The following is a 25,570-nucleotide window of genomic DNA, read 5'->3' on the forward strand; positions in this document are numbered from 1 at the left end:
CAAAAACATATAGTAATATGCCTTTATACAATCTACAAGGAGGAAAAAATGAAAAAAGGATTGTTGTTGCTACTGGCTGTTTTACTTTTTCCCATCGTATCTTTTGCGGAAGGGCAAAAGGAGGGAGAGTCCAGTGACCAGTTGAAGGTTGCGGCTCTTTTGCCCGGTCCCATCAACGACGGCGGATGGAACACCAATATGTATGATTCGCTTAAGTTTATGGAGAAGGAGCTTGGTGCAAAGATCGCCTATACCGAACGAACCCCGGCATCCGACTACGAGGAGATTTTCCGGGGCTATGCCGCCAGCGGATATAACATTGTATTCGGACATGGTTTTGAGTTCGGTGAACCAGCGGAAAAGGTGGCGAAGGAGTTCCCCGATGTTACCTTTATCATCACCAGCACCAGCATAAGTCAGCCCCCCAATTTAGGTTCCTTTCTTGTCGACGATTTCCAGTGCGGGTTTGTCCAGGGGGCTGTTGCGGCGATCCTCTCAAAGAGCGGAATCGTCGGTTATGTCGGCGGTATGGAGATTCCCCCCATCGTGAATCAGAGCAAGGGCTTTGTCGCCGGTGCGAAATATGTCGATAAGTCTATCGATGCCAAGGCGCTCTTGACCGGTAGTTTCGAAGACATCGCTAAGGCAAAAGAGATGTCAAAATCTCTTATTGCCGAAGGCGCCGATATCCTCGTGGCGGATGCCGACGAATCGAACCACGGCGTGATCGAGGCGGTTGAAGAGGCCGGAGCTCTCGTTATCGGAAGTTCAGGCGACATCTACGAAACGGTCCCCGATGCACGAGATGTTATCCTGACGAGCATGACCGAGAATATGCCGAAAGGGCTGACCGTACTTGCCAAGTCGGTCGCCGACGGTACCTTTGAGGCAAAGAACTATATTATCGGTTTGCATGATGGGGCTGTTGCCCTTGCTCCGTTTCGGGATAAAGCGAGCCTTGTTTCCGCCGATCAACAGGCACAGATCGATAAAATCATCCAGGATCTGAAAGACGGCACCATCGACCTGAATCAGTATAAGTAAGCCGTTTATGCCTTTAGCCACGGAGGTGCGCAACCTCCGTGGCTCCCATTATCGGGGAACATTATGAACAGACGATTGAACACTATTCTTGTGCAGTGTGTCTCTATCACTGTAGCCTTTGCCCTTGGTGCCGTCGTGATCAAAATGATCGGGATATCACCGCTTTTTGCCTATGGTGCGCTCCTTAACGGCTCTTTCGGAAGCATCAATGCAATCGGAGAAACTCTCGTTAAGATGACGCCCCTTATCCTCACAGGCTTAAGTTACGCCTTTGCCGCCAGAGCCGGACTTATCAACATCGGAGCGGAGGGGCAACTCTATGTAGGGGGGATCTTAGCAACCCTTGTCGGCTCCAACTTTGCCGGACTGCCTATGATTATTCACGTGCCTTTTGCCGTTGCCGCCGCTTTTGCAGGCGGAGCAGTATGGGGCGGATTGGTAGGTCTTCTTAAAGTAAAGTTTGGCGCCAATGAAATCATCACAACGGTGATGCTCAACTATATTGCCATCTATCTGGTAAGCTTTCTCGTTACCGGTCCGATGAAGGCTCCGCCCGGAACAATGCCCGAAAGTCGACCGATTGTCGATTCTGCGCAACTGGTGCGGATATTGCCCGGAACAAGGCTTCATATCGGCATCTTCATTGCCCTTCTTGCTCTGCTTTTTTACTATTTTTTTATATTTAAAATGCGGCAGGGGTATGAAATGCGGGTTGTAGGGAACAACATGGAGTCGGCCCGGGCCGCAGGGATGCGTCCTCAGCGTACAATGGTTCTCGCCATGCTTCTTGCCGGAGGAATGGGAGGGCTGGCAGGTGGCGTTGAGATCCTTGGAATCCAGGGACGCCTGCTGCAATCCTTTAGTCCCGGCTACGGATTCGACGGTATTGCCGTTGCTCTGGTTGGGGTGAACAACCCTGTCGGCATCGTTCTTGGAGCCTTGCTTTTCGGCTTTCTTCGAGCCGGGGGCAACAGAATGCAGCTGATTGCCCAGGTACCGGTTTCGGTTATCTACGTCGTCCAGGGCTTGGTTATTACCTTTGTGATCATCGGTCAGAATCTGCATGTTTTTCAAAAGGTCGGGGTAAACCGCCCCTTCCGTCGGAAGACTGGGGACGGTCCTGCCCCGGAGGTGCTCTGATGGAACTTCTTAGTTATCTACTGGCGACCGATCTGCGAATGGCCGCTCCTATTCTCATTGCCGCTCTTGGGCTCCTTTTCATGGAAAAAAGCGGTGTAGTCAATATCGGTTGCGAAGGGATGATGCTCTTCGGGACCTTTTTCGGTGTTTTCTTTGCCCGGCTTTCAGGTTCACCCTGGATAGGCTTGCTTTTTGCCGGAATGACCGGGATGGTCATTGGGCTCTTTTTTGCATTCATTGTGGTTACCCTGCGGGCTAATCAGATTGTGACGGGGATAGCCCTAAACATTATTGCTCAGGGGGCCACCTCGACCCTGAACCGACTTATCTTCGGCGTGTCAAGCCAGGCGGCCAATGCGCCGGGCTTTGAGGTTGTTCCCATTCCCCTGCTTTCGAAGATTCCCGTTATCGGGGATTCCCTTTTTAATCAGATGGGGCCCATCTATCTCGCCCTGCTCCTTGTTCCTCTGATCCGCTGGTTTATGATGAAGACAACCATGGGTCTGAAGATTCGTGCCGTGGGAGAACATCCCCATTCTGCCGATACTGCAGGAATAAATGTACGCTCTGTGCGCTATGGCAGCATTCTGGCCGGATCCTTTCTCGTGGGGGCGGCCGGAGGATTCCTCTCTCTTGGTATTCTGAGCCTCTTTTCTGAAAATATGGTGAGCGGAAGAGGGTATATCGCCCTGGCCGTCATCATTTTCGGGAAGTGGAACTCTTGGGGAGTTCTTGCCGCCGCCCTGGTTTTTGGCCTCGGGGATGCGGTACAGATCAAGATGCAAACGGCCGGGAGTTCGATTCCCTATCAGTTTCTCATGATGCTTCCTTATATCCTGACGATTCTGGCACTTTCCGGATTTGTCGGAAAAGCGGAATCTCCTGCGGCATCGGGGAAACCCTTTCGCAACGACGAGCTATAGGATTAAGGAGCGGCTATGGATACATATGAAACAGTCCTGGAAATGAGAGGTATTACCAAGGTTTTTCCCGGTGTCGTTGCCAATGATGCTATTAATTTCGATCTACGAAAGGGTGAGGTCCATGCCCTTCTCGGAGAAAATGGGGCGGGGAAAAGTACCCTGATGGGCATTCTTTCCGGGGTTTACCAGCCGACGGAGGGATCAATCGTGTTGGAGGGGGCCCCTGTCCGTTTCGATTCCGCCAGGGATGCCATTCATAACGGTATTGGGATGGTGTATCAGCATTTCATGCTGGTGCCGAAACTGACGGTTGCGGAGAATATCATGCTTGGGATCAAGCGGCCGAAGGAACCGCTTCTGCAGATCGACAAGGCATCGGAACAGATCGTCGCTTTTGCCCGTACATATGGCATGGATTTAGATCCGGAACAGAAGGTCGCTTCCCTCACCGTCGGCCAGCAGCAGCGGGTTGAGATTGTAAAAGCACTCTTTCGCGGGGCAAAGATCCTTGTTCTTGATGAGCCTACGGCGGTCCTTACCCCGAAAGAGATCCAAGAGCTTTTTAGTATGATCAAGATGCTTACCGATCAGAACTTTTCCGTTATCTTTATAAGCCATAAGATCGACGAGGTTATTGAGATCAGCAATCGTATTTCCGTGCTTCGGCGGGGTAAACTTGAAGCAACTATCAATAACGAGGGAGTTTCCAAGGAAGAATTGGCTGGTCTCATGGTCGGCCGCGATGTTTCCTTCTGTGTTGAGAAAACTCCCTGCTGCCCGGGGGATTCCGTCCTTGCTCTTGAAGGGGTGGGGCTAAAGGACCGCGAAGGTCGACCTCTCCTGAAGGATGTGAACTTTGAGGTACACGAAGGGGAAATTTTTGGGGTAGCCGGTGTCGATGGAAACGGGCAGGACGAATTACTCGAGGTGATAACGGGTCTTCGATCCGCCTCGGAAGGATCGGTTTGCATCGTCGGTCAGGAGGTCCTGGGAAAAAGCCCCCGCCAGATCCTGGAAATGGGCTTGGCTCATATCCCTGCGGACCGACAAGCCCGCGGCCTTGTGTTGAGCATGGATATCAAAGAGAATTTTATTATCAATGATTATTATCGCTCTCCGCATAGCAAACGGGATATCATCTCCTGGCCCTTTGTCAGAAAGCATACAAAGGAAAACATCGAGCGCTTCGATGTTAGAACCTCTTCCATTGATACCCCGGTTTCGACCCTTTCAGGGGGAAACCAGCAAAAGCTGATTCTTGCCAGGGAGCTTCATGGCAAGCCGGTCCTTTTGGCTGCAATGCATGCCACCCGGGGGCTCGATGTGGGGGCCATTGAATATGTACATCAACGGATACTCGAACAGCGTGCAGCGGGAACCGCGGTCCTGTATATTTCGACAGAGTTAGAAGAGCTTATGAGCTTTTCAGATAGGATTGCCGTGATGTTCAGGGGGGAAATTATGGGGATTGTTCGGCCCGAAGAAGTGACAATTGATCAAATTGGGCTTATGATGGCAGGAAGTATAACGTAATATGAGGCCCGTAATGAAGGAGTATGGACCACAAGGAAAGAAGTTCCCAAAATATAAAGTTATCAAGCACTATCTGTTGCAGCGGATTAAGGAAATGGTGCCGGGAGATAACCGTTTGGAAACGGAAGAGGTCCTATCGGAAAAGATGGGAGTGAGCAAGGCGACGGTCCGGCAGGCAATGGATGAGCTGATTAGCGAGGACCTAATAACACGGCAGCAGGGAAAAGGTGTATTCGGCCATCCCCGAGTCGGGGAATTGAAAATGCATCTTGGCCTCTGGGCCAATTTTCGGGATTATCTTTCCCGGGCGGGATATCGAGTGTCCGTAACTCAATCTCCGTTTCGGGTAGATATCGCCTCGAAGCATATGGTCGCACGAGCTCCCTCTCTTGAGGGGGCACACGTGTATGCCTTCGATTGGATTTATTATGCCAACGACAAACCTGTTATCGTCTGTAGGATCGAGGTTCCCATGGATCTCGTTATCAATCCTCTTCAGTCCGAGGTGCCTCCTCTTACCCTCAAAGAGAGCCTGAAGACGCTGAGCGGGAAAAATTTTTCCTATGCCATCAGCTGGATTCGCAGTTCTCTTGACAGGGAGGCTGCCAGGCTCTTCGCTCTTGATGAGATGACCGCTTTCTTGGTATGGGATGAAAATTTTTTCGATTTATACGATAATCATCTTTGTTATAATGAGATTCTGTTTCATCCCGATTATCTCGATTTTTCGATCATCTGCCATTTTTAGGAGGTACCATGAGAACCATCGGATCAAGCGTTCCTGTTCATGATGCGCAGGCAAAGGTAAAAGGTGCCTGCTTGTATACCGACGATTTGGAGCCCTCGGACCTCCTTTATGCCAAGCTGCTTTACTCAAAAGAGGCGCATGCAAGGATTGTCTCTGTCGACAGCACTGAGGCCGAGGCAATGGAAGGAGTCATTGCCGTCCTCTCCTGTTTCAATACCACGCCGCGTTTCTACAACAGCGCCAAGCGCTTTGATGAGCAGGAGGTGCCCGAGGATGAGCAGATCTTTCCCCGAATCGTCCAGCATGTGGGCGACAGGGTTGCGGCGGTGGTTGCCGAACGTCCCGAGCAGGCTTTGCGAGCTCTAAGGGCAATCAAGGTAACATACGAACCGCTTCCGGCTGTTTTTGATCCAGAAGAGTCCCTTGCCCTGCAGGATGGTTCCGGACTGTATGCGAAGATTTCGACCTCCGGGGGCGATCTCGAAGCCGGCTTCTCCCAGGCCGATGCTGTTTTCGAGGGGAGGAAAGAGACCGAGGCGATACACCATCTCGCCTTAGAGCCCCACTCGGTGATTGCCGAATGCCGGAACGGAAAGAAAGCCACTGTCTGGACCAGTACCCAGACGACCTTTGCGGTGAGGATGCTCCTTTCCGAACTCTTCGGATTTCCCAGAAGTCGAATCAGGGTTGTTAAACCGGTCATGGGCGGTGGATTCGGTGCAAAGATACCGATGATTCTTGAGCCCGTGGCCCTTGCCGCGGCGATCAAAACCGGCAGGCCGGTTAAGCTCACCCTTTCGCGAAAAGAGGCCTTCTTTGCCACACGAATGCGGCACGCGTCCAAAACCAGGATCAAAACCGGGGTAAAGAAGGACGGTACCATTATCGCACAGGATATCACCATACTCTTCAATGGGGGAGCTTACTGCACCCAAAGCATCAACGTCGGTGCCGCAACGGTTCACGATATCGTAAATTGCTTCAGGACTCCCAATATTCGGGTAACGGCTCTTCCCGTACGGACAAACCTCCCGGTTGCCGGAGCCATGCGTGGTTATGGATCACCTCAGATGCACTTCGCCCTCCAGACCCACCTCGCCCAGGTTGCGCGGCAGTTGGGGATCGACTTTTATACCTTTCTTGAACGTAATCTTGTACACCCTGATGCGATCTCTCCCGTGGGAGGGAGAAGCCTTGGAAACCCCAGACCCCTTGATTGTCTGCGCAAAGGTGGGGAGCTATTCGGTTGGAAGGCAAAAAGCGCATTGCCCAGGATAGTCGGGAAGAATCGCTTCCACGGTGTGGGAATCGGTGTCGGAACCCATGGGAATGGCGTCTTCGGCGCTCATCTTGACTATACCGGTATCAGGGTCCGGATGAACGAGGATGATACGGTGCTTCTCTTTACCGGCAGTCACGATATGGGCAACGGATCGGTGACGGTTCAGAAGATGATCGTTAGCCAGGAGCTCGACGTTCCTCTGGAGCGTATCGAGGCGGTGGAATCGGATACCGAAAACTGTCCCTACAACCTTGGCGATTATGCCAGCCGCGGCGTCTTTGTCTCTGCCGAGGCGGCAAGGAGAGCGGCAGTTGCTCTACGGGCTTTAATCCTCGAAAAGGGAGGAATTTTGACCGGTCGCCCCTCGGCAGAGCTCTCCTTGGGGGCAGAGGCCCTGTTGGGAAGCGACGGCACCTCTGTGATGAGCCGCAAAGAGCTGTTTCGGCGAGTCAATCAGGAGTTGCAGCAGGATCTGGAGGTAACCGAAAGCTGGGCGAATGCGGCAGGGCGTACCTCATACGGCATCCATTTCGCTGAAGTAGAGGTCGACGGCAACAGCGGAGAGGTCGATATTCTCTCCTATGTGGCGGTCCACGATGTGGGTAAGGTTTTGAACCGGCAGGGCATTGAGGGGCAGCTCGAGGGTGGGATTCATATGTCGACAGGCTACGCCCTGAGTGAGGAGCTTCGTTTCGATGAAAAGGGTGCCGTGATAAACGGTTCTCTCGGACGCTACAACATCATTCGTGCGAGTCGAATGCCGAAAAAGCTGATTGTCGATTTCATCGAAGAGGGGGAAGAACCTGGCCCCTACGGGGCAAAAAGCATCGGCGAATGTGCCACTGTTCCCGGGGCTGCTGCGATTGCAAATGGTGTTGCTGATGCCCTCGGGATCGAAGTTAACCACATTCCTCTTACACCTGAGCGGGTTCTTGCCCTCCTTTCCTCAAAGAACGGCGAGGATCTATGTCCGGCTTGATTGGTGAAACGATTCACTTCCGGGTCAACGGCATTGAGCGGGAAATTTGCCCGAAACAGGGAATGAGCCTGATGCGCTATCTTCGTGAAGAACTGGGGCTGACGGGGACAAAGTGCGGATGTCAGAGTGGTGACTGCGGCACGTGCAAGGTGCTTGTGGACGGCCAGGCGGTCAATTCCTGCACCCTTGCGCTGAGGAAACTCGAAGGCTGGGAGGTCGTTACCATCGAGGGGCTTGCCCCCGATGCCACCCGTCCGGGAAGTACCCTTCATCCCGTCCAGCAGGCCTTTATCGATGCGGGGGCAATACAGTGTGGGTTCTGTACGCCGGGGATGATTATCACCACGGTGGCTCTTCTGTCTCGCAACCCCGACCCTTCTTCTGATGAAATACGCAAAGCCCTCGATGGAAACCTGTGTCGCTGCACCGGGTATCGAAAGATTGTCGATGCTGTTTTACTGGCCGTGCGGTATATGCGTGGCGGAGTACAAAACATTGAAGAAGGCGGAAGGCCGGCAGGTCCTAACACCATTGCCCTCGGAATCCCTTCACCGGTCAGGGACGCTCGGAAAAAGGTAACCGGACGTCTTTTGTATACCGGCGATCTCAATGTTCCCGGTATGCTTGTCGGCAAAATCCTCTATGCACCGGCGGCCCACGGCCTGATTACCTCTATTGATACCAGCCTGGCAGAGGCCCTTCCCGGCGTCAGGGCTGTGGCAAGTTTTGCGAACAGCCCCGATAAGCCCTATAACAGCCATACAACCCTCCCGTTTCAGAAAGTTCCCAAAAATGAGCGTATATTCAACCGTCACTTTCGTTTTCATGGCGATAGGATCGCGGCCGTTGCCGCCGAAGATGAGGCAACGGCTCGTAAGGCCCTCGGCCTTATCAAGATCGAATGGGAACCATATCCTGCAAGTCTCACGATAGAGGATGCGCTTGCTCCAGGTGCCAAATCCATCCATGAGGGCGGCAACCTCGCCGATACTATACGTGAGGAAGGGGGAACTCCATCCCCAAAGCGGGGAGAGCGGTACGAAGGTGTCTTTCGGCTGCCGAGGGTGACCCATGCCGCACTGGAACGGCACATCTCCATCTCCGATTTCGACGGCGAACGGCTTACCGTCTATTCTTCCTGCCAGAACGTCTTTTGCTACAGGGCCATGCTCGGCGAACTCTTCGATCTGCCGCTTAACCGGGTTCGGGTTATCAAACCTGCGGTCGGCGGCGCCTTCGGGGGAAAATCCGAGATGGTGAGTGAGCCGGTCTCCTCCCTTCTTGCTCTCATGACCGGCCGGCCGGTAAAGGTGGAACTCTCACGGAAAGAGGTTATGTGTTCCACCAGAACCAGAACCTCCGGACGAATCGAGCTTTCCATGGAAGTTGACGAGGACGACCGTTTTATATCCCACGATTATCACGCCTATCTGGATCGCGGTGCCTATTTCGGCAGTGCCTACGATCTCGGCTATGCCCTGATGGATAAGGCCTTTCGGCTCTATCGCGTACCCAGGATCGATACCTCCGCCGCTCTCGTTTATACCAACAATCAGGCTGCAGGGGCCGTGAGAGGCTATGGTAATCCCCAGATAAGCTTTGCCCGGGAGGTGCTGATCGACCGCATCTGCCGACAAAGGGGGATCGATCCCCTCGAATTCCGGATAAAAAACCTGGTCCTTCCCTGGGACCGAAACCCGGCAAACGGATACTCTCTGGGCAACTGCCGGATCATCGAGTGCCTTGAACTGGGTGCCGGACTCTGCGGCTGGGAAGAAAAGCGAAAGAGATCGGATTCAGGAACCATTCGCCGGGGAATCGGCCTGGCTTGCGGGGTCCATGGCTCGGGGATACACCCGGGATCGGTGGATTACTCGACGGCAGGGCTGAAGATGAACGGCGACGGAACAGCCCGCCTCTCCATCTCCGCCCATGAAAACGGTCAGGGCAGCAGCGTTGTCATGGCAAAGATCGCCGCCGAGGTCCTCGGCATCCCCGAAACCTCTATCAGTCTGGTAGAGACCGATACCGAGACCACCTGGTACGACAACGGAAGCTATGCAAGCAGGGAGACCTGGGCCTGCGGCGGTGCTGTCAAGCGGGCCGCGGAATCGGTGAAGCGGCAGCTGACCGAAGAGGCAGCTGTTATGTTCGGCTGCACGGTAGGCGCGGTCGTCGCGGGGGCGGGATACTGCAGAAAGCGGGCAGGGGAAGCTGACGCCATCCTTAGTTATGGTGATGTCATTGCCTATGCCCGTTCTCATTACCCCTATCATGATATCAATGCGGTGGAGAGTTACGCCTCGCCCATGGACCCCGGCTCTTACTTTGTCAACTTCGCCGAGGTTGAGGTCGACATGGAAAAGCGGACGATCAAGGTCCTCAAGGTAACCGTTGTTCATGACTGCGGCACCATCATCAACCCAATGCTTATCGAAGGACAGGTGGACGGCGGTATGCATATGGGACTCGGCTATGCCCTCTGCGAAGAGCTTCTGAGCGACCGACACACGGGAAAGCAGCTGACGACAAGTTTCAAGCAGTATAAGATGATTTCTCCGGAGGCAATGCCTGAAGTTGAACTTCGATTTCTCGGGGGCCAGGAACCCCTTGGACCTTTCGGCGCCAAGGGGATCGGAGAAGCCACCACTGTTGCTATTGCCCCCGCGGTGGCTAATGCTGTTACTTCCGCCACCGGGATTGAAATATCATCGCTTCCGATTAAAATATGATACACTCTAAAAGTGAAATCCCTCTCCGATCTCCAGACAACCCGTCGTCCCTTCTTTCGGGCGGCAGTGGCTATTTCAATGCTTCTCCTCTATCTCATTGCCTTTCTCTTATTTGTGTCCCGAAGGCCTCTTCCTGTGGAGTATCAGCTCATACGTCGATATGGATGGCATTTTCGTTTACTTTTAGTCGCGGCCGCCGCCAACTCGATGCTCCTTTTCTTTTCCACCAGCCGAGATCTCTTGACACTGTTCCGCATCGCTCTCTTTTTTCTCATCGCTTATCCCCTCGGCCTCGGCGACGAGATAAGCGTGCTCATGCTCTTTTCGCTTCTTACCGAGATAGCGCTGTATCACCCTTTTCGTAACGCGGTAATCTACATGCTGCTCTCTCTCCTTGTCGCCCTTGGCTTGGGACGTGCAGGTTCGGCCTTTTACCTTGCCCGGGCGGCCACTCCAATGCAGAGCCGCTTGTTTATCGCTATCATCGCCTTCCTCTATACCTCCTCCCTGCTTACTGCCCGCTGGGCAATAAGTACGGAAAGCTCCCTGGTCGGCAAGGTGCGGCACCTCAACAGCGTCATAGACCGGCTGTCGGAGGCAAACCTCGATTTCCAGCGCTATGTCCACAGCGTGGAATATTCGGCGGTTAATTCGGAACGGCGGCGGCTGAGTCGGGAGATCCATGATAGCGTCGGTTACTCTCTTACCAATATCCTGATGACCCTGGAGGCGGCCAAGGACCTCATGGAGAGTAATGGCGTCAAGGCCCGAGATGCCCTGGACCGTTCCATCACCGAGGCCCGAAGCTGTCTCGAAGAGACCCGCCGGACCATGCGGCGCATACGCTCGGAGGAACTTCGGGAAACGGTAGGATTGCAGGCCATCGCTCATCTTACCCGTTCCTTCAGCGAAGGTACGGGTATGCACATTTCCGTGGAATACGGCAATGCTCCTGAAAGTTTGGGAGCGAAGCTGGACCTGGTGCTTTTTCGCATCGTGCAAGAGGGGCTTACCAATGCCTTTCGGCACGGCATGGCCTCACAGGTCCGTATCACCCTGTGGGTGGAGGAGGGGATGCTTCTTGTGACGGTGAGTGATAATGGAAAGGGGTCGGAGGAGGTTGTCGACGGCCTGGGACTTAGCGGTATGCGGGAACGAGTCAAAGGGGTGGGGGGCAGCGTCGATTTTCACTCGGGACCGGACGGGTTTCGCGTTCGTTCGATACTTCCCCTGGAGCAGAAGGAGTAGGCTATGGCGATGATACGGGTTGTACTGGTAGATGATCAACTTCTTTTTGTGGAGAGCTTGAAAACGGTTCTCGATTTTCGTGCCGACGACATTGAGGTGGTGGGAACCGCTCACAACGGGGAGGAGGGCCTTCAGGTCGTCCGTGATACCCATCCCGATATCGTTCTTATGGATGTAAGGATGCCGGGGATGGACGGGGTGGAGGCCGCTCGCCGCCTTTCAGCGGAGTTTTCGGATATCAAGGTTGTAATGCTCACCACCTTCGACGATGACACCTATGTCAGGGAGGCGATGAAGTACAATGCCGTGGGTTACCTGCTGAAAAATATCCCTCCTGAGGATTTGATCGGTTCCATCAGGGCCGTGGGCAGCGGAAATATCCTCCTTTCCCCCGATGTTGTGGGAAAAATTCTCGGCAGGGAGGAACATGCACCGGAGCCTTCCCCTGATGCGGGAGACTTCACCGTCGGGGACTTTAGCCGCAGAGAGCGTGAGGTCCTCTATTTTATTTCCCGGGGTATGGACAATACCGCCATTGCCGATAGACTCTTTATCGCGGAGCAGACAGTAAAAAATCATATATCAAAAATCTACGCAAAGCTGGAAACACGTGATCGTTTCAGGGTCGCCGAGATCGGTCGCGGCCTTCACCTTGAGCACTACTGTTCCTACCTCGACTGACCCTTTCCTCCTGTTCGGCTGCCGACCGCTTTCTCTTTGCTGGTGAATTCCCCTCTCCTCCTACCGGAGGATGGTACCAAACCGGTACTTCGGTACTATTGCCTCCTGACCATACCGGCCCTACCATGGAAAACGGAAAAAAAGAATTGTTTAAGGAGGAAAGAACGTAATGAAAAAGCTAGTCACACTTTTAGTCGTATCGCTTTTTGGCCTTACGGCACTGTGGGCCGGTGGACAAGGAGAATCCGCGGGAGCTTCTTCTGCCCAGTCCGCCCAAACGACAGCACCTGTCACCATCGATTTCTGGACCACTCAGACCCAATCCGACCGGATGGCTACCATCCAGGTGCTTATCGACACCTTCGAAGCCCTCAATCCCGAGGTGACCATAAAGCTGGTAGCCGTTGATGAAAACGACATGGCCACCCAGCTCAATACCGCTGCGGCATCAAATACCCTTCCCGGAATGATCGAGTGCGCCGCCGAGAATGCCGTTGCCTTCGGCAGCGAGGGGCTTCTCGACAGCGAATCGATTACGCATCTTATCAATTCCATTGGTAAGGATAAGTTCTACGCGGGACCCTTGGCCTTAAATGAAAGCAGCACAAAGGGCAGTTACTACGCTGTTCCCTACCATGGTTGGGTTCAGGGAATCTGGTACCGGGCCGACTGGTTCGAGGAAGCGGGTCTTAATGCTCCTTTCACCTGGGATGATATTCTTACTGCGGCAAGGTACTTCGACAAGCCGGACCAAAACCAATACGGCATCCTCGTCGGCACCAAGGCAGATGCCTATACCGAACAATGTTTCACCCAAATCGCTATGGCAAATGGTGCTCAGCTTTTCGACGGAAACGGTAATCTCATCTTCAATTCGCCGGAAATGAAAGAGGCTGTGGCGTACTATGCCGAACTTGCCAAGAATACCCCGCCGGGACCCCAGGGGTGGCGTGCCAGGGACTACTACCTTCAGGGGAAAATGGCGATGTTCTTCTATTCCAGCTATATCATGGATGATTTGGCCATCGAAGAGAACGCCAAGGATTCCCTGACCGGCGACAACTTTGCCGATCTCGAAGGCAAGAATTTCGATCCCGAGCTGGTAACCAATACCCGTCTCGCTTCGACCATCACCAATACCCAGGGCGCAGGCTACGGAACCATCGTCAGTCTGGCCATTCCCAAACACGGTGATGCGGCAAAGGCAGCGGCAGCCGAAAAGTTCATCCGCTATCTTTTTACCCCCAACGCCTACATCACCTGGCTTCACATGGCCCCCGGGGGTATGAATCCCGTCCTGAAATCGATCGCCGCGAACGAGCGCTTCCAGAACGATCCCAAGGGCATCTTCAAACACTACGGCAAGGAGAAGATGGAAGAGATCATCAGCGGGCTGGATAAGATCGAAACCTTCAGCATCGTCGACGGCAAACGGATGGCTGCCGCAAGCTCCATCTACTCCAAGCAGATCATCCCCCAAATGATCTACAAGATTACCCAGGAAGGAATGGCGGTGGATGCGGCCATGACCTGGGCCGAAGGCGAAATGAAGAAACTCATGGAATAGTCTTGATGGAGAGGGCTGCGCCTTAGCCTTCCACTGTTCAGACAGAAAAAAGGTACGACTTCGCCGAAGATGCGATATCGATTCGGCGGGGTCGTCTTTACCCCGGAATACAGGATGCAAAGCATGAACGGAGCAAATCTACTATCGTCCAGTGCCCTTGATCTCAAAAAGCGGGAGATATTGCTCGGATGGGCCCTTGTGCTGCCTGCGGTAGCCGTTATCCTCTCCCTCATTCTCTATCCGATCGTTTATAACATCTATCTCAGTTTTTTCGACGTACGGCCCATGGCCGCAAACACCTACGTCGGGCTGGAAAACCATCGGAACGTGGTCACCGATCCCACATTCTGGCATTCGGTGCTTACCACCCTGCTCTATGTATTTTTCACCACCATAGGAACCACCCTCATGGGGCTTATCGTGGCCCTTGCCATGAACCGCCCATTTCCTCTCCGGGGACTTGTGCGGTCGCTTATCCTCTTTCCCTATGTGGCTCCGGTCATCTCGGTGGTCTTTGCCTGGCAGTTTATCTTCGACCCCGTCAACGGCATTTTCATGGATATCACCTACGAAAAGCTGGGCCTTTTTTCATCAAGATTCAACCTGATCGGATCGCCGTCGACCGCAGTGTGGGTGGCCATCATCTTCAGCATCTGGAAGAACTTCCCTTTTTCCTACCTCATGATCCTCTCCCGGCTTCAGGCCGTCGACGCGAACCTCTACGAGGCCTCGGAGATCGACGGGGCCTCGGGCTGGCAGAAGTTCCGCTATATCACCTTTCCCGAGCTCTACTTCGTCATGGGGGCCATCGTTCTTCTGCGTGTTATCTGGAATTTCAATAAATTCGAAGAGGTATTTTTGCTTACCGAAAACGTGAAGGTCCTATCGGTCTATACCTATTTCAAGGCCTTTGTCGGTACCATGGAGCTCGGACAGGGCGCCTCACTGGCGGTCATACAATTCCTGCTGCTTTTGGTCTTCATTCTCTTCTACGTCAAGAGGGTACTCAAATGGTAAAACGAACAAGTCCGATCAGAAAAATCCTCTTTTTCCTTTTGGTTCTGGGCATTGTGTTTTTTAGCCTTTTCCCTTTTTTTCAGATGCTTTCGACGTCTCTGAAGTACCCTGCCGAATGGGGGGATCCCTCGCTTATTCCCAAACATATTAATCTCGACGCATATAAGGAGCTCTTGAATATCGGCCAGGGAACCAAGAATGTCCCTGAATCGGTACGTACCCTTTTGGAAGAGACCCCAAATCTCACCGCGTCCCAACGCAAGGCAATTTTAGACAAATACAAGAGTACCGGCGATGTTTTTCCTTTTATTACCTATTTTCTCAACTCGCTGATACTCTCCTTTTCCGCCGCCTTTGTGACCGTGCTGCTGGCCATACTCGGGGCATACTCCTTTAGCCGGCTTCGCTATCCAGGACGGTCTCTTATTCAGCGAGGAGTGCTCTTCGTCTATATGTTCGGAGGCATCCTTTTGCTCATTCCTCTCTATCGTATGTTCGTAAACCTCGGGTGGGTCAGTATCCCATCGGGAGCTTTCCTGAGCTTGCTCATCATCTATATCGTCCAGACCCTTCCCGTTTCCCTTTACATGCTGGGAAACTACTTCAGGACCATCCCCTTTTCCATTGAAGAGGCGGCCATGATCGAAGGATCAACCCGTTTCGGTACCATCTGGCGTATCATCATTCCCCTCTCCATTTCCGCAATCGTGACGGTCTTTATTTACTGTTTCATGATAGCCTGGAATGAGTACCTCTTTGCCTCGGTCTTCCTGAAGAATTTTCGAGACCTCTACACCCTTCCCATGGGGCTTAAGGCCCTGATCCATAGCAAAAACGCCATCTGGGACAGGATCATGGCCGCATCGGTGCTCACTGCCACGCCGGTCATCGTTCTCTTCATGACCGTTCAGAAAAACCTTGCCGGAGGCATGACCGAAGGAGGGGTCAAGGAATAGCTCTTTCCTTTGATGGCGAGTATCCCCCGGCTTCGGTTTCGAAACCGGGGGCGCTTTTAGTATTTGCTCGATTCCGCCCAGAGGTTGATGCCTCCCTCCTGGGCCCATCTGTCGATCTCGGCAAGCTCGTCGCTGGAAAAGGTAAGCTTACCCACAATTTCGGCATTTTCTTCGATCTGCTTCGGGCTGCTTGCCCCGATCAGAACCGAGGTCACCTGGCTATTTCGCAGGTTCCAGCTCAGCGCCATCTGGGCCAGGGACTGGCCGCGGGCGGCGGCAAGCTCGTTGAGTTTTGCGATGTGGCTAAGGTTTTCCTTGGTCAAAAGGGAGGCATCCAGGGCCGTATTGCTCTTTGCTGCCCGGGAGCCTGCCGGAATTACCTTGAGATATTTATCGGTAAGCATTCCCTGAGCCAGAGGACTAAACGTGATGCAGCCCACACCCTCTTCTTCCAGGGTGGCAAGCAGCTCTTTCTCAATCCAGCGATTGAGCATGGAGTAGCTGGGCTGATGGATCAAAAGGGGCACGCCCATGCCACGGAGAATCGATGCCGCCTCTTTCGTTTTTTCCGCACTGTAACTGGAAATTCCCGCATAAAGGGCCTTGCCCTGTTTCACTGCCGAAGCCAGGGCCCCCATGGTCTCTTCCAGCGGCGTCTCCGGATCGAAACGATGGCTGTAGAAGATGTCTACATAATCGAGACCCATCCGGGAAAGGCTCTGGTCCAAACTTGCAAGAAGATACTTTCTGCTACCCCAGTTTCCGTAGGGGCCCGGCCACATATCGTAGCCTGCCTTGGTGGAGATGACCAACTCGTCCCGATAGGGGAGGAAATCCTGCTTGAAGATTTTCCCGAAGTTTTCTTCTGCCGATCCGTAAGGTGGTCCATAGTTGTTGGCCAGATCAAAGTGGGTGATTCCGAGATCAAAGGCACGGTGCAGCATGGCTCGCCCATTCTCAAGGCTATCAACCCCTCCGAAGTTATGCCATAGGCCCAGACTTATGATCGGCAGCTTCAAACCGCTTCTACCGCAACGGCGGTACTCCATCCGTTCGTATCGTTTTTCGTCTGCTTGGTAATTCATCTTTTAAATATATACAAAAGCGGGAAGGCGGACAAATTCGTATATAGTGTCCGGAATCCTGGTGGTGATATGTCCTTTTTATCGAGATTGCTCCAAATCGGTTGACGGATTGTCTTCAAACATTGGAAAATAGCTACCCGCAGGAGGATAGTACATGAAACGAGAAACGTGGGGCAGCAGAGCGGGATTTATCCTTGCTGCTGTCGGTTCCGCAATTGGTCTGGGAAATATTTGGCGATTTCCTTATATGGCCTTTGAAAATGGGGGAGGAGCCTTTCTTATCCCTTATTTCTTCGCCTTGGTTACAGCAGGGATCCCCATTTTGATACTGGAGTTTTCCCTCGGGCACAAAATGAAAGGGAGCGCTCCCTTTACCTTTGCAAAACTCAACAGAAAATGGGAATGGCTTGGTTGGTGGCAGGTGTTTATCAGTTTTGTCATTGCCGTCTATTATGTGGTTATTGTGGGCTGGGCCATCAGCTATGTGGGGTACTCCTTTACTCTGGCGTGGGGTGATAAGACGGTTGCCTTTTTTACGGGAGATTTTTTAGGTCTCACCGATAGTCCCTTTCACTTAGGGGGCTTTCGATGGGGAATCGTTGCAGCAACCCTTTTCGCATGGCTTGTAAGTTTTGTTGTGCTCTACGCAGGTGTAAAGTCGGGCATTGAAAAGGCTAACAAGATTTTCATGCCACTTTTAATTGTTATTCTGCTGATCGTTATGGTTCGTGGCGTTACCCTTCCCGGGGCCGCAGACGGCCTTGAACGGCTCTTTCGTCCTGATTTCAGCAAGATGCTCAGCGGCAGGGTCTGGATTGCCGCCTATGGCCAGATCTTTTTCAGCCTGAGCATTGCCTTTGCCATCATGCTCACCTATGCAAGCTATCTCCCGGAGAAGTCGGATATCGTCAATAATGCCTTTATGACGGGATTGTTGAACTGTGGTTTCAGTATTCTTTCGGGGATCACCGTGTTTAGCATTATCGGCTTTATGACGCAGCAGGCGGGGGGACAACTTCCTGAAAAACTGAGCGGGGTCTTTCTTGCTTTCGCCACCATTCCCCAGGCAATCAATCAACTCCCGACAATGAGTGTTCTTGTGGGAGTCCTCTTTTTCCTTTCTTTGACCTTTGCCGGGCTTTCGTCGTTTATATCGATTAATGAGGTCCTTGTCTCTTCTTTTGCCGACAAGCTTAATCTTCCCCGGAAAAAAGTAGTTGTCGGTTACACCCTCATTGCAGGCCTGGTAAGCCTTGTTTTTACCACAGGCGCCGGGCTTTATATCCTTGACATCGTCGATCATTGGGTCAACAACTTTGGCGTCGTGTTGTCGGGCTTGACGGAGCTTATCTTTATTGGTTGGATCTGTAAGCTCATTACGTTACGTGAACATTTTGAGCCCGTTTCCGACTTTAAAGTAGGCATGTGGTGGGAATTAACCGTTAAGTTTGTTACCCCCTTTGTCTTAGCCGTTACCGCGGTTCAGGGCTTTATTCAGGAGTTCACCAGCCCCTATGGTGGTTACCAGCTTGGACCGCTTATCGCATACGGTTGGGCCGTTGTATTGCTCATCGTTATCTTGGGTGTTGTCTTCGGTAAAACAAAATGGGCCGATCCCGGAGCCTTCGCAACATCGAAAGCACAGAGCTAAGGAGGATATATGTCTATTGGAGCCATTATTTTTATGATTTTTGGGCTTCTGCTCACCTGGGGTGGGGCCGCAGTTTGTATTTCGATTGCATTGCGCAAGCGGGATTTGTAGATTCTGGGAATACATGAATCATTGGGGACGAACAATGGTTTCGTCCCTATTTTTTTACCATGGAGCGTGCCGGGAATGGCTGATCGTACTTCTGTGAGGCCGAAGGCTCTCCTCTTTTCCCTCCCTTCTGTTTTCTATGGTATACTTTTTTCTGAACACAAAATGTATGGAGGAGGGTACTTATCATGTCCCGTTCTCTGCGATTTCCCCAGATCGAGCAGCTGCTGCTTGACCATCCGGAAGGCCTGCATCGGGCAGATATCGCCCGACGCCTCGGAGTACACAAATCCACCATCGGCCGGGATATCACCCTGCTTACCAGCCAGCTGCCCCTGATCGAAGAAGCCGATGGTCGCATCCGTCTGGATCGTCACGGCTATCTTCACACCATTCACCTTACCATGCATGAGCTTGAGGCGCTCCATCTTTCCGCCCGACTTTTTTCCAAGGTAATGCGATTTCCCTTTCCCCATGCCTCGGCTGCCCTGCGTAAATTAGCCGACGCTCAGGGGCGGGTGAGCCCAGCCCTTGCTGCTCGAATACGGGACACTGCTGAGGAGTTGGATGAATTTATCTCAGCATCTTCGGGAGATTACGCTGCCTACCGGAAGGTGATCGAGGAGCTCGGCATTGCAATATCCGAAATGCGGCCGGTGAAGATCAGCCACTTTTCCCGGGAAAAACAAAGCACGAGACAATTTCACCTTTTTCCTGTTACCCTCGAACCCCATCCCGAAGGCAAGGCCGTCCATCTCATCGGCTGGGACCTGGATGCTGAAGAGCCCTTCTTCCGCACCATCAAAACCGAACGGATCGACTCGGTGATTCTGGAGGCCTCTGATCCTGATCTCTTTGCCTGCATCCCCACCGAACGCATGATGGAAGGGCTCCGCAACGCCTGGAGCATCTGGAGCACCGATGCTCCTCCCATTCCGGTACGTCTCTGCTTCTCTTCGGTGGTGGCAGACCGGGTTGCCGAGACCCAGTGGCACAGCAGTCAGAATCTCGACTACCTGCCCGACGGCCGCCTTATCTGGTCAGCGCTCATCGCCGAACCCAAGGAGATGTACCCCTGGATCCGCGGCTGGGGCCCCGACGTCGAAATCCTCGAGCCTGAGGATTTACGCCTGCGGCACAGAAGCGATCTTGAACGCGGGGTGGCGCTCTATGCCGAAAAGGGGACAACGGATGTGTAGATGTTTTCCTTTCCGCAAGAAAAAAATTGCAGAAAACTATTTTGGGTTGCGGTAGGTGCAACGGGGAGGAGGGAGAATGATGACAACTCTTATGGGGCCAAGAAAAATGTTGTGTCCCTGAAAGCTTTTGTGGGAGTGATAACATGGGGAAAGAATTGTTAGCGCATGTAAAACAGAATGATGACAAAGAATGGCAAATACACACTTTAGAAGACCACCTTAAAGGTGTCGCAGTATTATCTGCTAAGTTTACAAGCTGTTTTGGCCTGGAAAAACTTGCATTTATTCAGGGCCTAACCCACGATGCAGGAAAGGCCAGTGATGATTTTCAGCAGAAAATAGCCGGGAAAAGCGGATATGATTCGGATGCCCATGTAAGCACAGCCGTCGATCACTCCACTGCCGGGGCCCAGTACGTCATTGAAAAATATGGAGAAGGTGCAATCCCTCTTGCCTATTCAATAATGGGGCATCATGGCGGGCTTCCGAACGGATATGACGAAAATGATTCCTGTCTGGAAAAACGCCTTGAGAAAGAGGTCTCTGAATATAAAACCAATTTGCCGGATGAGAACCTTCCGGATACTATTTTGCCCTCTGATTACCTGCCAAAGAAAAGCCTAAAACCTCCGAAAGTCCATTTTTTGATCCGGATGTTATACTCGGCCCTCACAGACGCCGATTTTCTTGATACGGAACGATTTATGTCGCCGGAAAAGGAAAGTTTAAGAAATGATGGTAGTGTAAACTTCATTCAGCTTAAGGAACTCCTTGATAATGATCTATCTGCATACACAGATCGGAGCGGAATAAACGGCACCCGGGCGGATATTCTTGACTGGTGCAGAAAAGCGGCAAATCTACCTCAGGGAATTTATTCTTTGACAGTTCCCACAGGCGGAGGCAAAACAAAATCTTCAGTGTCTTTTGCCATCGAACATTGTATCAGGCATGAGCTCAAACGTATCATTTATGTAATTCCTTATACGAGTATTATCAGCCAGAATGCCGGAGTTTTCCGCGGGATTTTCGGAGTAGATAATGTCCTGGAACATCACAGTAATCTTGAACCGGAACATGAAAATGCCAGGAACCGCTTGTTATGTGAAAATTGGGATGCTCCCATTGTTGTTACGACCAATATCCAGTTTTTTGAATCTTTTTACAGCAGCAGAAGTTCTTCCTGCCGCAAGCTCCATAATGTAGCCGATAGCGTGATAATCTTTGATGAGGCCCAGATGCTTCCCTCTGAGTTTTTAAAACCGTGCCTGGAAATAATAAGTGAACTGGTGGATAACTACGGCTGTACAGCCGTTCTCTGTACCGCGACACAGCCGACACTGAATAAAGAAAGATTTTTAAAAGATTCAGCATTAAAAAATGTGACAGAGATCATCCCTGAACCAGAGACTCTTTATCAAAGCTTAAAGCGCGTGGAAATAGAGTATCTTAACGAACCATTATCGAATGAGGATATAAGTACCAGAGTTTTACCGTTACGGCAGGTTTTGATAATAGTCAATACCAGAAGGGACGCAAGAAAAATCTTTGAGTTTATGCTCCAGAACCATCAGGATGACGGTTCTATTTTTCATCTATCGACCTTTATGTGTCCGAAGCATCGGGAACAGACACTCAAAATTATCCGAGAAAGACTGTCGCAAAATATGCCTTGTAAGGTCGTAAGTACCCAATTGATTGAAGCCGGAGTCGATATCGATTTCTCTGTGGTCTATCGGGCCATTGCCGGTCTCGATTCAATTGCCCAAGCGGCGGGCCGTTGTAATCGGGAAGGAAAGCTTGAATACGGTAAAGTATTTGTTTTTAAGGGTGAGAATCCGCCGCCTCCCGGCCATCTGAGGCAGAGTGCTGAATCAGGTGAGAAAACCTTGCAATCTTTTCAGAAAGATCCCTTGTGCCTTGATGCCATAGCATCCTATTTTGATGATTTCTTCTGGAAAAGAGCCGGGGCACATGGGATGGACAAGAAAAACATCGCCTCTCGCCTTAATGTACATCCTAACGAAATTGACAAGATTCCCTTCAAAGACGTGGCAAAGGATTTTTCAATAATTAATCAGCCTACAAAGGCGATTATAATTCCCTTTGAACAAGAAGGTGAATTATTAGTTGAAAGATTGCAGAATAAATATTACTTCCCCAACAGGGATGATTACAAAAAGGCACAGCGCCTGTCGGTTCAGGTTATGGATAAGGTGCTTGATTTGCTTGTCGGATTGGGCGCTGTCGTCGACGCCAGAGGGGACGGGCAGTTTTATATTCTGTCTAACACAGATATTTATAGTAAGCATACGGGATTATCCACGGATGATCCGCAATTTATAGAAAGTGAGAAACTTGTTTTTTAAGGAGGCGTAATGAATTATGGAATAAAATTGCTGGTCCGTGGAGACTATGCCCTCTTCACCAGACCGGAACTAAAGGTAGAACGAGTCAGCTATGATGTAATGACTCCGTCTGCGGCGCGGGCGATAGTTGAAGCGATCTACTGGAAACCTGCAATACGATGGATCATTGATTCAATCCTGGTTCTGAATCCGGTAAAATTTGACAACTTAAGAAGGAATGAAGTCAAATCCAAGATCGCAGAACAGTCTATATCGGCAGCAATGAAGACCAATTCAGCGATTTGTCTTTATGCTGATGATTCAGATATTCGTCAGCAGCGTGCGGCTACGCTCCTTCGGGATGTTGCGTATATCATTGAAGCCCATTTTGAATATGTTCCAGGGATGGGGGATGAAAATGACGGAAAACATCTGGAGATCTTTAACCGGAGACTGGAAAACGGTCAGTGCTTTGCTCAGCCCTACCTCGGGACAAGGGAGTTCAGTTGTAGCTTTGAACCTGTAAAGGAGAAATACACGTCACAGCTTGAAGGTGAGCGGGACCTCGGAATTATGCTGTTTGATCTTGATTTCAGTGACAAAAAGAATCCTCAACCGCTCTTTTTCAGAGCAAAAATGAGCGACGGTCTGATGCTTGTTCCTCATCCCGATTCTGAGGAGGTTCTGAGATGATACTACAGGAACTAAGCAAATATTATAAAAGGCTCCTTGAAGATCCTCAGATTGATATTTGTGAACCGGGATTCTCTCCGGAAAATATTAGTTTCAGAATTGTGATCTCAAAAGACGGAGATTTTATTAATCTTGAAGATCTGCGTGAGCCGGATGAAAAAAACAATCTCAGGCCAACCATAATGAATGTTCCGAAATTCGATGGCAAACGAGCAAGAGGTATAAAGCCTTATTTTCTCTGGGATAAAAGCCATTATACGGTTGGAATAAAATCGGAAAATTCTATTGAAGAAGAAACTCTGGAGCATAAAAATGCATTTATCTTACTGATCGATGAAATCATGGGGGATTCTCTATCCGATTATTCTTCAATCGTTGCCATCAGAAAGTTTAGTTCGAACAAAGATAATATTGCAAAGCTCAAAGCCCATACTCACTGGAATGATTTTCTTAACAATTTTGCGGTCTTCGAGGTTGAAGGATCAGGATTTCAAACTGTATTTGATGATCCTCAGATTCTTGAGATCTGGCGAAAACATTACGCAAAGAGCGCTACCGGCAAGGAGATGCAACAGGGGCTCTGCCTTGTTTCAGGGGAGAAAGGTAGCCTTACAACAACCCATCCGACTATAAAAAGGGGAATAGGGGGAAAGAATGATGTTCCTTTGGTTTCCTGTAATATCGATTCCGGGGAATCCTACAATAAAACGAAAGGTGAGAACGCTCCTGTCTCTTCTATTTCCGCATCATATTTCACAGGTGCTTTGAACTACCTTGTAGATCACAATACCAATAATATCCTTCTGGGGGATACCCGGGGAGGGGATCGGCTATTGTTCTGGGCGGAAGAAAATAAAGAAAGTGAGTCTTTTTTCGGCAGTGTTTTTGATAATCAAAAACGGGACGAGAGCAAACTAAAAGAGCTTGAAGCAACATTTAAGATAATTCGGAAAGGACAATATCCTGATGAGCTTGATGATGACAGTCATTTTTTTGTTCTCGGTCTGGCGCCCAATTCCGCTCGTGTATCAGTTCGGTTCTGGCATGTAGATACGGTAAAATCGATGGTTACAAAAATTGGAAGACATGTAGAAGATTTGCAGATAATCAAGATGTTTCCCGAGAGAGAGACGAATATTCCATCGATATGGCAGCTCTTGATTGAGACTGCGGTTCTCAGGGATTCGAAAAATATTCTTCCCACCTTAGCCGGACCGTTGATGCGATCCGTTTTATCAGGAAACAGGTACCCCAATAATATCCTGGCACTCCTGATAGGACGCATCAGACACGATCAGGACGATAAAAAAAAGGGAAAATGGAAAATAAGTTCCTACAGGGCCTCTTTTATCAAGGCTATTCTAAACAGAAATTATAATAAGGAGTTATCCGTGGCATTAGACAAAGAAAAAACAAGCGTACCTTACTGTCTGGGAAGACTGTTTGCGGTACTGGAAAAAATTCAGGAGGATTCCGCCGACGGCGAAATCAATACGACAATCAAGGACAGATATTTTTCATCTGCGTCAGCTACACCTAAGGTGGTATTTCCGACAATACTGAAACTCTCACAGAATCATCAGAAAAAATTGCGGACGAAAAGTCCAGGCAACATGATTAATAAAGAAAAACTTCTCGGTGAAATAATGGGTAATATCTCTGAATTCCCGGCAACACTGAAACTTGAGGACCAGGGAGAATTTGCTATCGGATATTATCATCAGCGTCAAAACTTTTTTACGAAAAAAGAGAATAAAGGAGATAACTAATGGAAGCAATAAAAAACAGGTATGAATTTGTATTATTATTCGATGTAGAAAATGGAAATCCCAATGGAGATCCCGACGCAGGGAATCTACCCAGAATTGATGCTGAAACGTCCAAAGGCATTGTTACAGATGTTTGCCTGAAACGAAAAATACGAAATTACATAGAAATCAAGCACGGTCACGAGGCAGGGTATCATATTTATGTAAAGGAAAAAGGAGTACTGAATGCTCAGCATGAACTGGCATATAAAGCATTGGGATTGAAACCTGAACCCAAAAAGCTCCCAAAAGATGAAGCAAAAGCCAGGGAACTTACGGAGTGGATGTGCACAAATTTCTTTGACATCAGGACTTTCGGCGCGGTAATGACTACTGAAATTAATTGCGGGCAGGTTAAGGGTCCTGTTCAGTTAAATCTTGCCAAAAGTATAGACCCGGTAATGCCAAGTGAGCTTTCTATAACACGAATGGCCGTAACCAAAGAAGCAGACAAGGAAAAAGAAAGAACTATAGGCAAGAAGACCCTAATCCCATACGGCTTGTATCGAGTGGAAGGATATATTTCCGCCCATTTTGCCGAGAGAACCGGATTTAACGAGACAGACCTTAACGAGTTATGGGATGCTTTTAAGAATATGTTCGATCATGACCGTTCAGCTTCAAGAGGAAAGATGAGTCCGCAAAAATTAATAGTCTTTAAACATGACAGCGCCCTTGGAAATGCTCCGGCACATAAATTATTCGATCTTGTTGATATAAAACGTATAGGTAACACCGACCAGCCACCGCGAAGCTTCCAGGATTATGAAGTCGTTATGAATGATAATCCTTTTAATGGTGTCACAATACAAACGCTGCTTGATTAAA

At 50.6% G+C, this 25,570-nt stretch carries 20 protein-coding genes; 19 read left to right on the forward strand and 1 reads right to left on the reverse strand.

Translation table 11 applies throughout. The features are described from left to right. Positions 1-48: 48 nt before the first annotated feature. The 12 genes from SPIRS_RS05310 to SPIRS_RS05365 all read left to right on the forward strand — a co-directional run bounded on the left by SPIRS_RS05310 (position 49) and on the right by SPIRS_RS05365 (position 15,850). The gene (locus SPIRS_RS05310) at positions 49-1,044 is read left to right on the forward strand and encodes a BMP family protein (protein WP_013253650.1); all 996 of its coding nucleotides are present in this window, start codon (positions 49-51) and stop codon (positions 1,042-1,044) included. Between the two features lie 63 nt (positions 1,045-1,107). Next, entirely contained in the window at positions 1,108-2,184 is a 1,077-nt protein-coding gene (locus tag SPIRS_RS05315) for an ABC transporter permease (protein WP_013253651.1), read from the forward strand. Continuing rightward, complete coding sequence (locus SPIRS_RS05320) at positions 2,184-3,107, forward strand: ABC transporter permease (RefSeq protein ID WP_013253652.1); 924 nt, start codon at positions 2,184-2,186, stop codon at positions 3,105-3,107. Before SPIRS_RS05315 ends, SPIRS_RS05320 begins: the two co-directional genes overlap by 1 nt. 15 nt (positions 3,108-3,122) lie before the next feature. Beyond that, complete coding sequence (locus tag SPIRS_RS05325) at positions 3,123-4,640, forward strand: ABC transporter ATP-binding protein (protein ID WP_013253653.1); 1,518 nt, start codon at positions 3,123-3,125, stop codon at positions 4,638-4,640. Positions 4,641-4,653: 13 nt separating this feature from the next. Then, a complete protein-coding gene (locus tag SPIRS_RS05330) occupies positions 4,654-5,388 on the forward strand; it encodes a GntR family transcriptional regulator (RefSeq protein ID WP_013253654.1) in 735 nt (244 codons plus the stop codon). Positions 5,389-5,396: 8 nt separating this feature from the next. Further along, positions 5,397-7,649 (forward strand): xanthine dehydrogenase family protein molybdopterin-binding subunit, encoded by a 2,253-nt coding sequence (locus tag SPIRS_RS05335; RefSeq protein WP_013253655.1) that lies wholly within the window; start codon positions 5,397-5,399, stop codon positions 7,647-7,649. Continuing rightward, positions 7,637-10,381 (forward strand): molybdopterin-dependent oxidoreductase, encoded by a 2,745-nt coding sequence (locus tag SPIRS_RS05340; protein WP_013253656.1) that lies wholly within the window; start codon positions 7,637-7,639, stop codon positions 10,379-10,381. Before SPIRS_RS05335 ends, SPIRS_RS05340 begins: the two co-directional genes overlap by 13 nt. Positions 10,382-10,393: 12 nt before the next feature. Further along, positions 10,394-11,629, forward strand: coding sequence for a sensor histidine kinase (locus SPIRS_RS05345; protein WP_013253657.1), 1,236 nt, complete (start codon positions 10,394-10,396; stop codon positions 11,627-11,629). 3 nt (positions 11,630-11,632) lie between these two features. Continuing rightward, complete coding sequence (locus SPIRS_RS05350; RefSeq protein ID WP_013253658.1) at positions 11,633-12,310, forward strand: response regulator transcription factor; 678 nt, start codon at positions 11,633-11,635, stop codon at positions 12,308-12,310. 169 nt (positions 12,311-12,479) lie between these two features. After that, a complete protein-coding gene (locus tag SPIRS_RS05355; RefSeq protein WP_013253659.1) occupies positions 12,480-13,877 on the forward strand; it encodes an ABC transporter substrate-binding protein in 1,398 nt (465 codons plus the stop codon). 123 nt (positions 13,878-14,000) lie between these two features. After that, positions 14,001-14,894 carry a carbohydrate ABC transporter permease gene (locus tag SPIRS_RS05360; RefSeq protein ID WP_013253660.1) on the forward strand — a complete coding sequence of 298 codons (894 nt, stop codon included), beginning with the start codon at positions 14,001-14,003 and terminating at the stop codon, positions 14,892-14,894. After that, entirely contained in the window at positions 14,888-15,850 is a 963-nt protein-coding gene (locus SPIRS_RS05365) for a carbohydrate ABC transporter permease (protein WP_013253661.1), read from the forward strand. Before SPIRS_RS05360 ends, SPIRS_RS05365 begins: the two co-directional genes overlap by 7 nt. A gap of 56 nt (positions 15,851-15,906) precedes the next feature. Here the strand turns inward: SPIRS_RS05365 and mgrA are convergent, their stop codons facing one another. Continuing rightward, positions 15,907-16,935, reverse strand: coding sequence for an L-glyceraldehyde 3-phosphate reductase (mgrA, locus tag SPIRS_RS05370; RefSeq protein WP_013253662.1), 1,029 nt, complete (start codon positions 16,933-16,935; stop codon positions 15,907-15,909). 154 nt (positions 16,936-17,089) lie between these two features. Between mgrA and SPIRS_RS05375 the strand changes: the two genes are divergently transcribed. The 7 genes from SPIRS_RS05375 to cas7c all read left to right on the forward strand — a co-directional run bounded on the left by SPIRS_RS05375 (position 17,090) and on the right by cas7c (position 25,569). Then, positions 17,090-18,586: a sodium-dependent transporter gene (locus SPIRS_RS05375; RefSeq protein WP_013253663.1), complete on the forward strand. Its 1,497-nt coding sequence runs from the start codon at positions 17,090-17,092 to the stop codon at positions 18,584-18,586. Positions 18,587-18,595: 9 nt separating this feature from the next. Then, entirely contained in the window at positions 18,596-18,697 is a 102-nt protein-coding gene (locus tag SPIRS_RS22345; protein ID WP_013253664.1) for a MetS family NSS transporter small subunit, read from the forward strand. 185 nt (positions 18,698-18,882) lie between these two features. Beyond that, positions 18,883-19,893 carry a helix-turn-helix transcriptional regulator gene (locus tag SPIRS_RS05380; protein WP_013253665.1) on the forward strand — a complete coding sequence of 337 codons (1,011 nt, stop codon included), beginning with the start codon at positions 18,883-18,885 and terminating at the stop codon, positions 19,891-19,893. Between the two features lie 143 nt (positions 19,894-20,036). Next, a complete protein-coding gene (locus SPIRS_RS05385; protein WP_013253666.1) occupies positions 20,037-22,262 on the forward strand; it encodes a CRISPR-associated helicase/endonuclease Cas3 in 2,226 nt (741 codons plus the stop codon). A 9-nt stretch (positions 22,263-22,271) separates the two neighbouring features. After that, positions 22,272-22,934 (forward strand): type I-C CRISPR-associated protein Cas5c, encoded by a 663-nt coding sequence (gene cas5c, locus SPIRS_RS05390; protein ID WP_013253667.1) that lies wholly within the window; start codon positions 22,272-22,274, stop codon positions 22,932-22,934. Next, entirely contained in the window at positions 22,931-24,703 is a 1,773-nt protein-coding gene (gene cas8c / locus SPIRS_RS05395; RefSeq protein WP_013253668.1) for a type I-C CRISPR-associated protein Cas8c/Csd1, read from the forward strand. The genes cas5c and cas8c overlap by 4 nt, the downstream gene beginning before the upstream one ends. After that, a complete protein-coding gene (gene cas7c / locus SPIRS_RS05400) occupies positions 24,703-25,569 on the forward strand; it encodes a type I-C CRISPR-associated protein Cas7/Csd2 (RefSeq protein WP_013253669.1) in 867 nt (288 codons plus the stop codon). The genes cas8c and cas7c overlap by 1 nt, the downstream gene beginning before the upstream one ends. Position 25,570 lies beyond the last annotated feature (1 nt).

Origin of the sequence: Sediminispirochaeta smaragdinae DSM 11293 (genome assembly GCF_000143985.1) — a bacterium.
Taxonomy (GTDB): domain Bacteria; phylum Spirochaetota; class Spirochaetia; order DSM-16054; family Sediminispirochaetaceae; genus Sediminispirochaeta; species Sediminispirochaeta smaragdinae.

Coding starts and splice junctions, on each gene's coding strand:
- SPIRS_RS05350 (WP_013253658.1), top strand. CDS start 11,633: ATGGCGATGATACGGGTTGTACTGGTAGATGATCAACTTCTTTTTGTG.
- SPIRS_RS05325 (WP_013253653.1), top strand. CDS start 3,123: ATGGATACATATGAAACAGTCCTGGAAATGAGAGGTATTACCAAGGTT.
- SPIRS_RS05340 (WP_013253656.1), top strand. CDS start 7,637: ATGTCCGGCTTGATTGGTGAAACGATTCACTTCCGGGTCAACGGCATT.
- SPIRS_RS05355 (WP_013253659.1), top strand. CDS start 12,480: ATGAAAAAGCTAGTCACACTTTTAGTCGTATCGCTTTTTGGCCTTACG.
- mgrA (WP_013253662.1), bottom strand. CDS start 16,935: ATGAATTACCAAGCAGACGAAAAACGATACGAACGGATGGAGTACCGC.
- SPIRS_RS05385 (WP_013253666.1), top strand. CDS start 20,037: ATGGGGAAAGAATTGTTAGCGCATGTAAAACAGAATGATGACAAAGAA.
- SPIRS_RS05320 (WP_013253652.1), top strand. CDS start 2,184: ATGGAACTTCTTAGTTATCTACTGGCGACCGATCTGCGAATGGCCGCT.
- SPIRS_RS05310 (WP_013253650.1), top strand. CDS start 49: ATGAAAAAAGGATTGTTGTTGCTACTGGCTGTTTTACTTTTTCCCATC.
- SPIRS_RS05330 (WP_013253654.1), top strand. CDS start 4,654: ATGAAGGAGTATGGACCACAAGGAAAGAAGTTCCCAAAATATAAAGTT.
- SPIRS_RS05360 (WP_013253660.1), top strand. CDS start 14,001: ATGAACGGAGCAAATCTACTATCGTCCAGTGCCCTTGATCTCAAAAAG.
- cas5c (WP_013253667.1), top strand. CDS start 22,272: ATGAATTATGGAATAAAATTGCTGGTCCGTGGAGACTATGCCCTCTTC.
- SPIRS_RS05365 (WP_013253661.1), top strand. CDS start 14,888: ATGGTAAAACGAACAAGTCCGATCAGAAAAATCCTCTTTTTCCTTTTG.
- cas7c (WP_013253669.1), top strand. CDS start 24,703: ATGGAAGCAATAAAAAACAGGTATGAATTTGTATTATTATTCGATGTA.
- SPIRS_RS05380 (WP_013253665.1), top strand. CDS start 18,883: ATGTCCCGTTCTCTGCGATTTCCCCAGATCGAGCAGCTGCTGCTTGAC.
- SPIRS_RS05315 (WP_013253651.1), top strand. CDS start 1,108: ATGAACAGACGATTGAACACTATTCTTGTGCAGTGTGTCTCTATCACT.
- SPIRS_RS05335 (WP_013253655.1), top strand. CDS start 5,397: ATGAGAACCATCGGATCAAGCGTTCCTGTTCATGATGCGCAGGCAAAG.
- cas8c (WP_013253668.1), top strand. CDS start 22,931: ATGATACTACAGGAACTAAGCAAATATTATAAAAGGCTCCTTGAAGAT.
- SPIRS_RS05375 (WP_013253663.1), top strand. CDS start 17,090: ATGAAACGAGAAACGTGGGGCAGCAGAGCGGGATTTATCCTTGCTGCT.
- SPIRS_RS22345 (WP_013253664.1), top strand. CDS start 18,596: ATGTCTATTGGAGCCATTATTTTTATGATTTTTGGGCTTCTGCTCACC.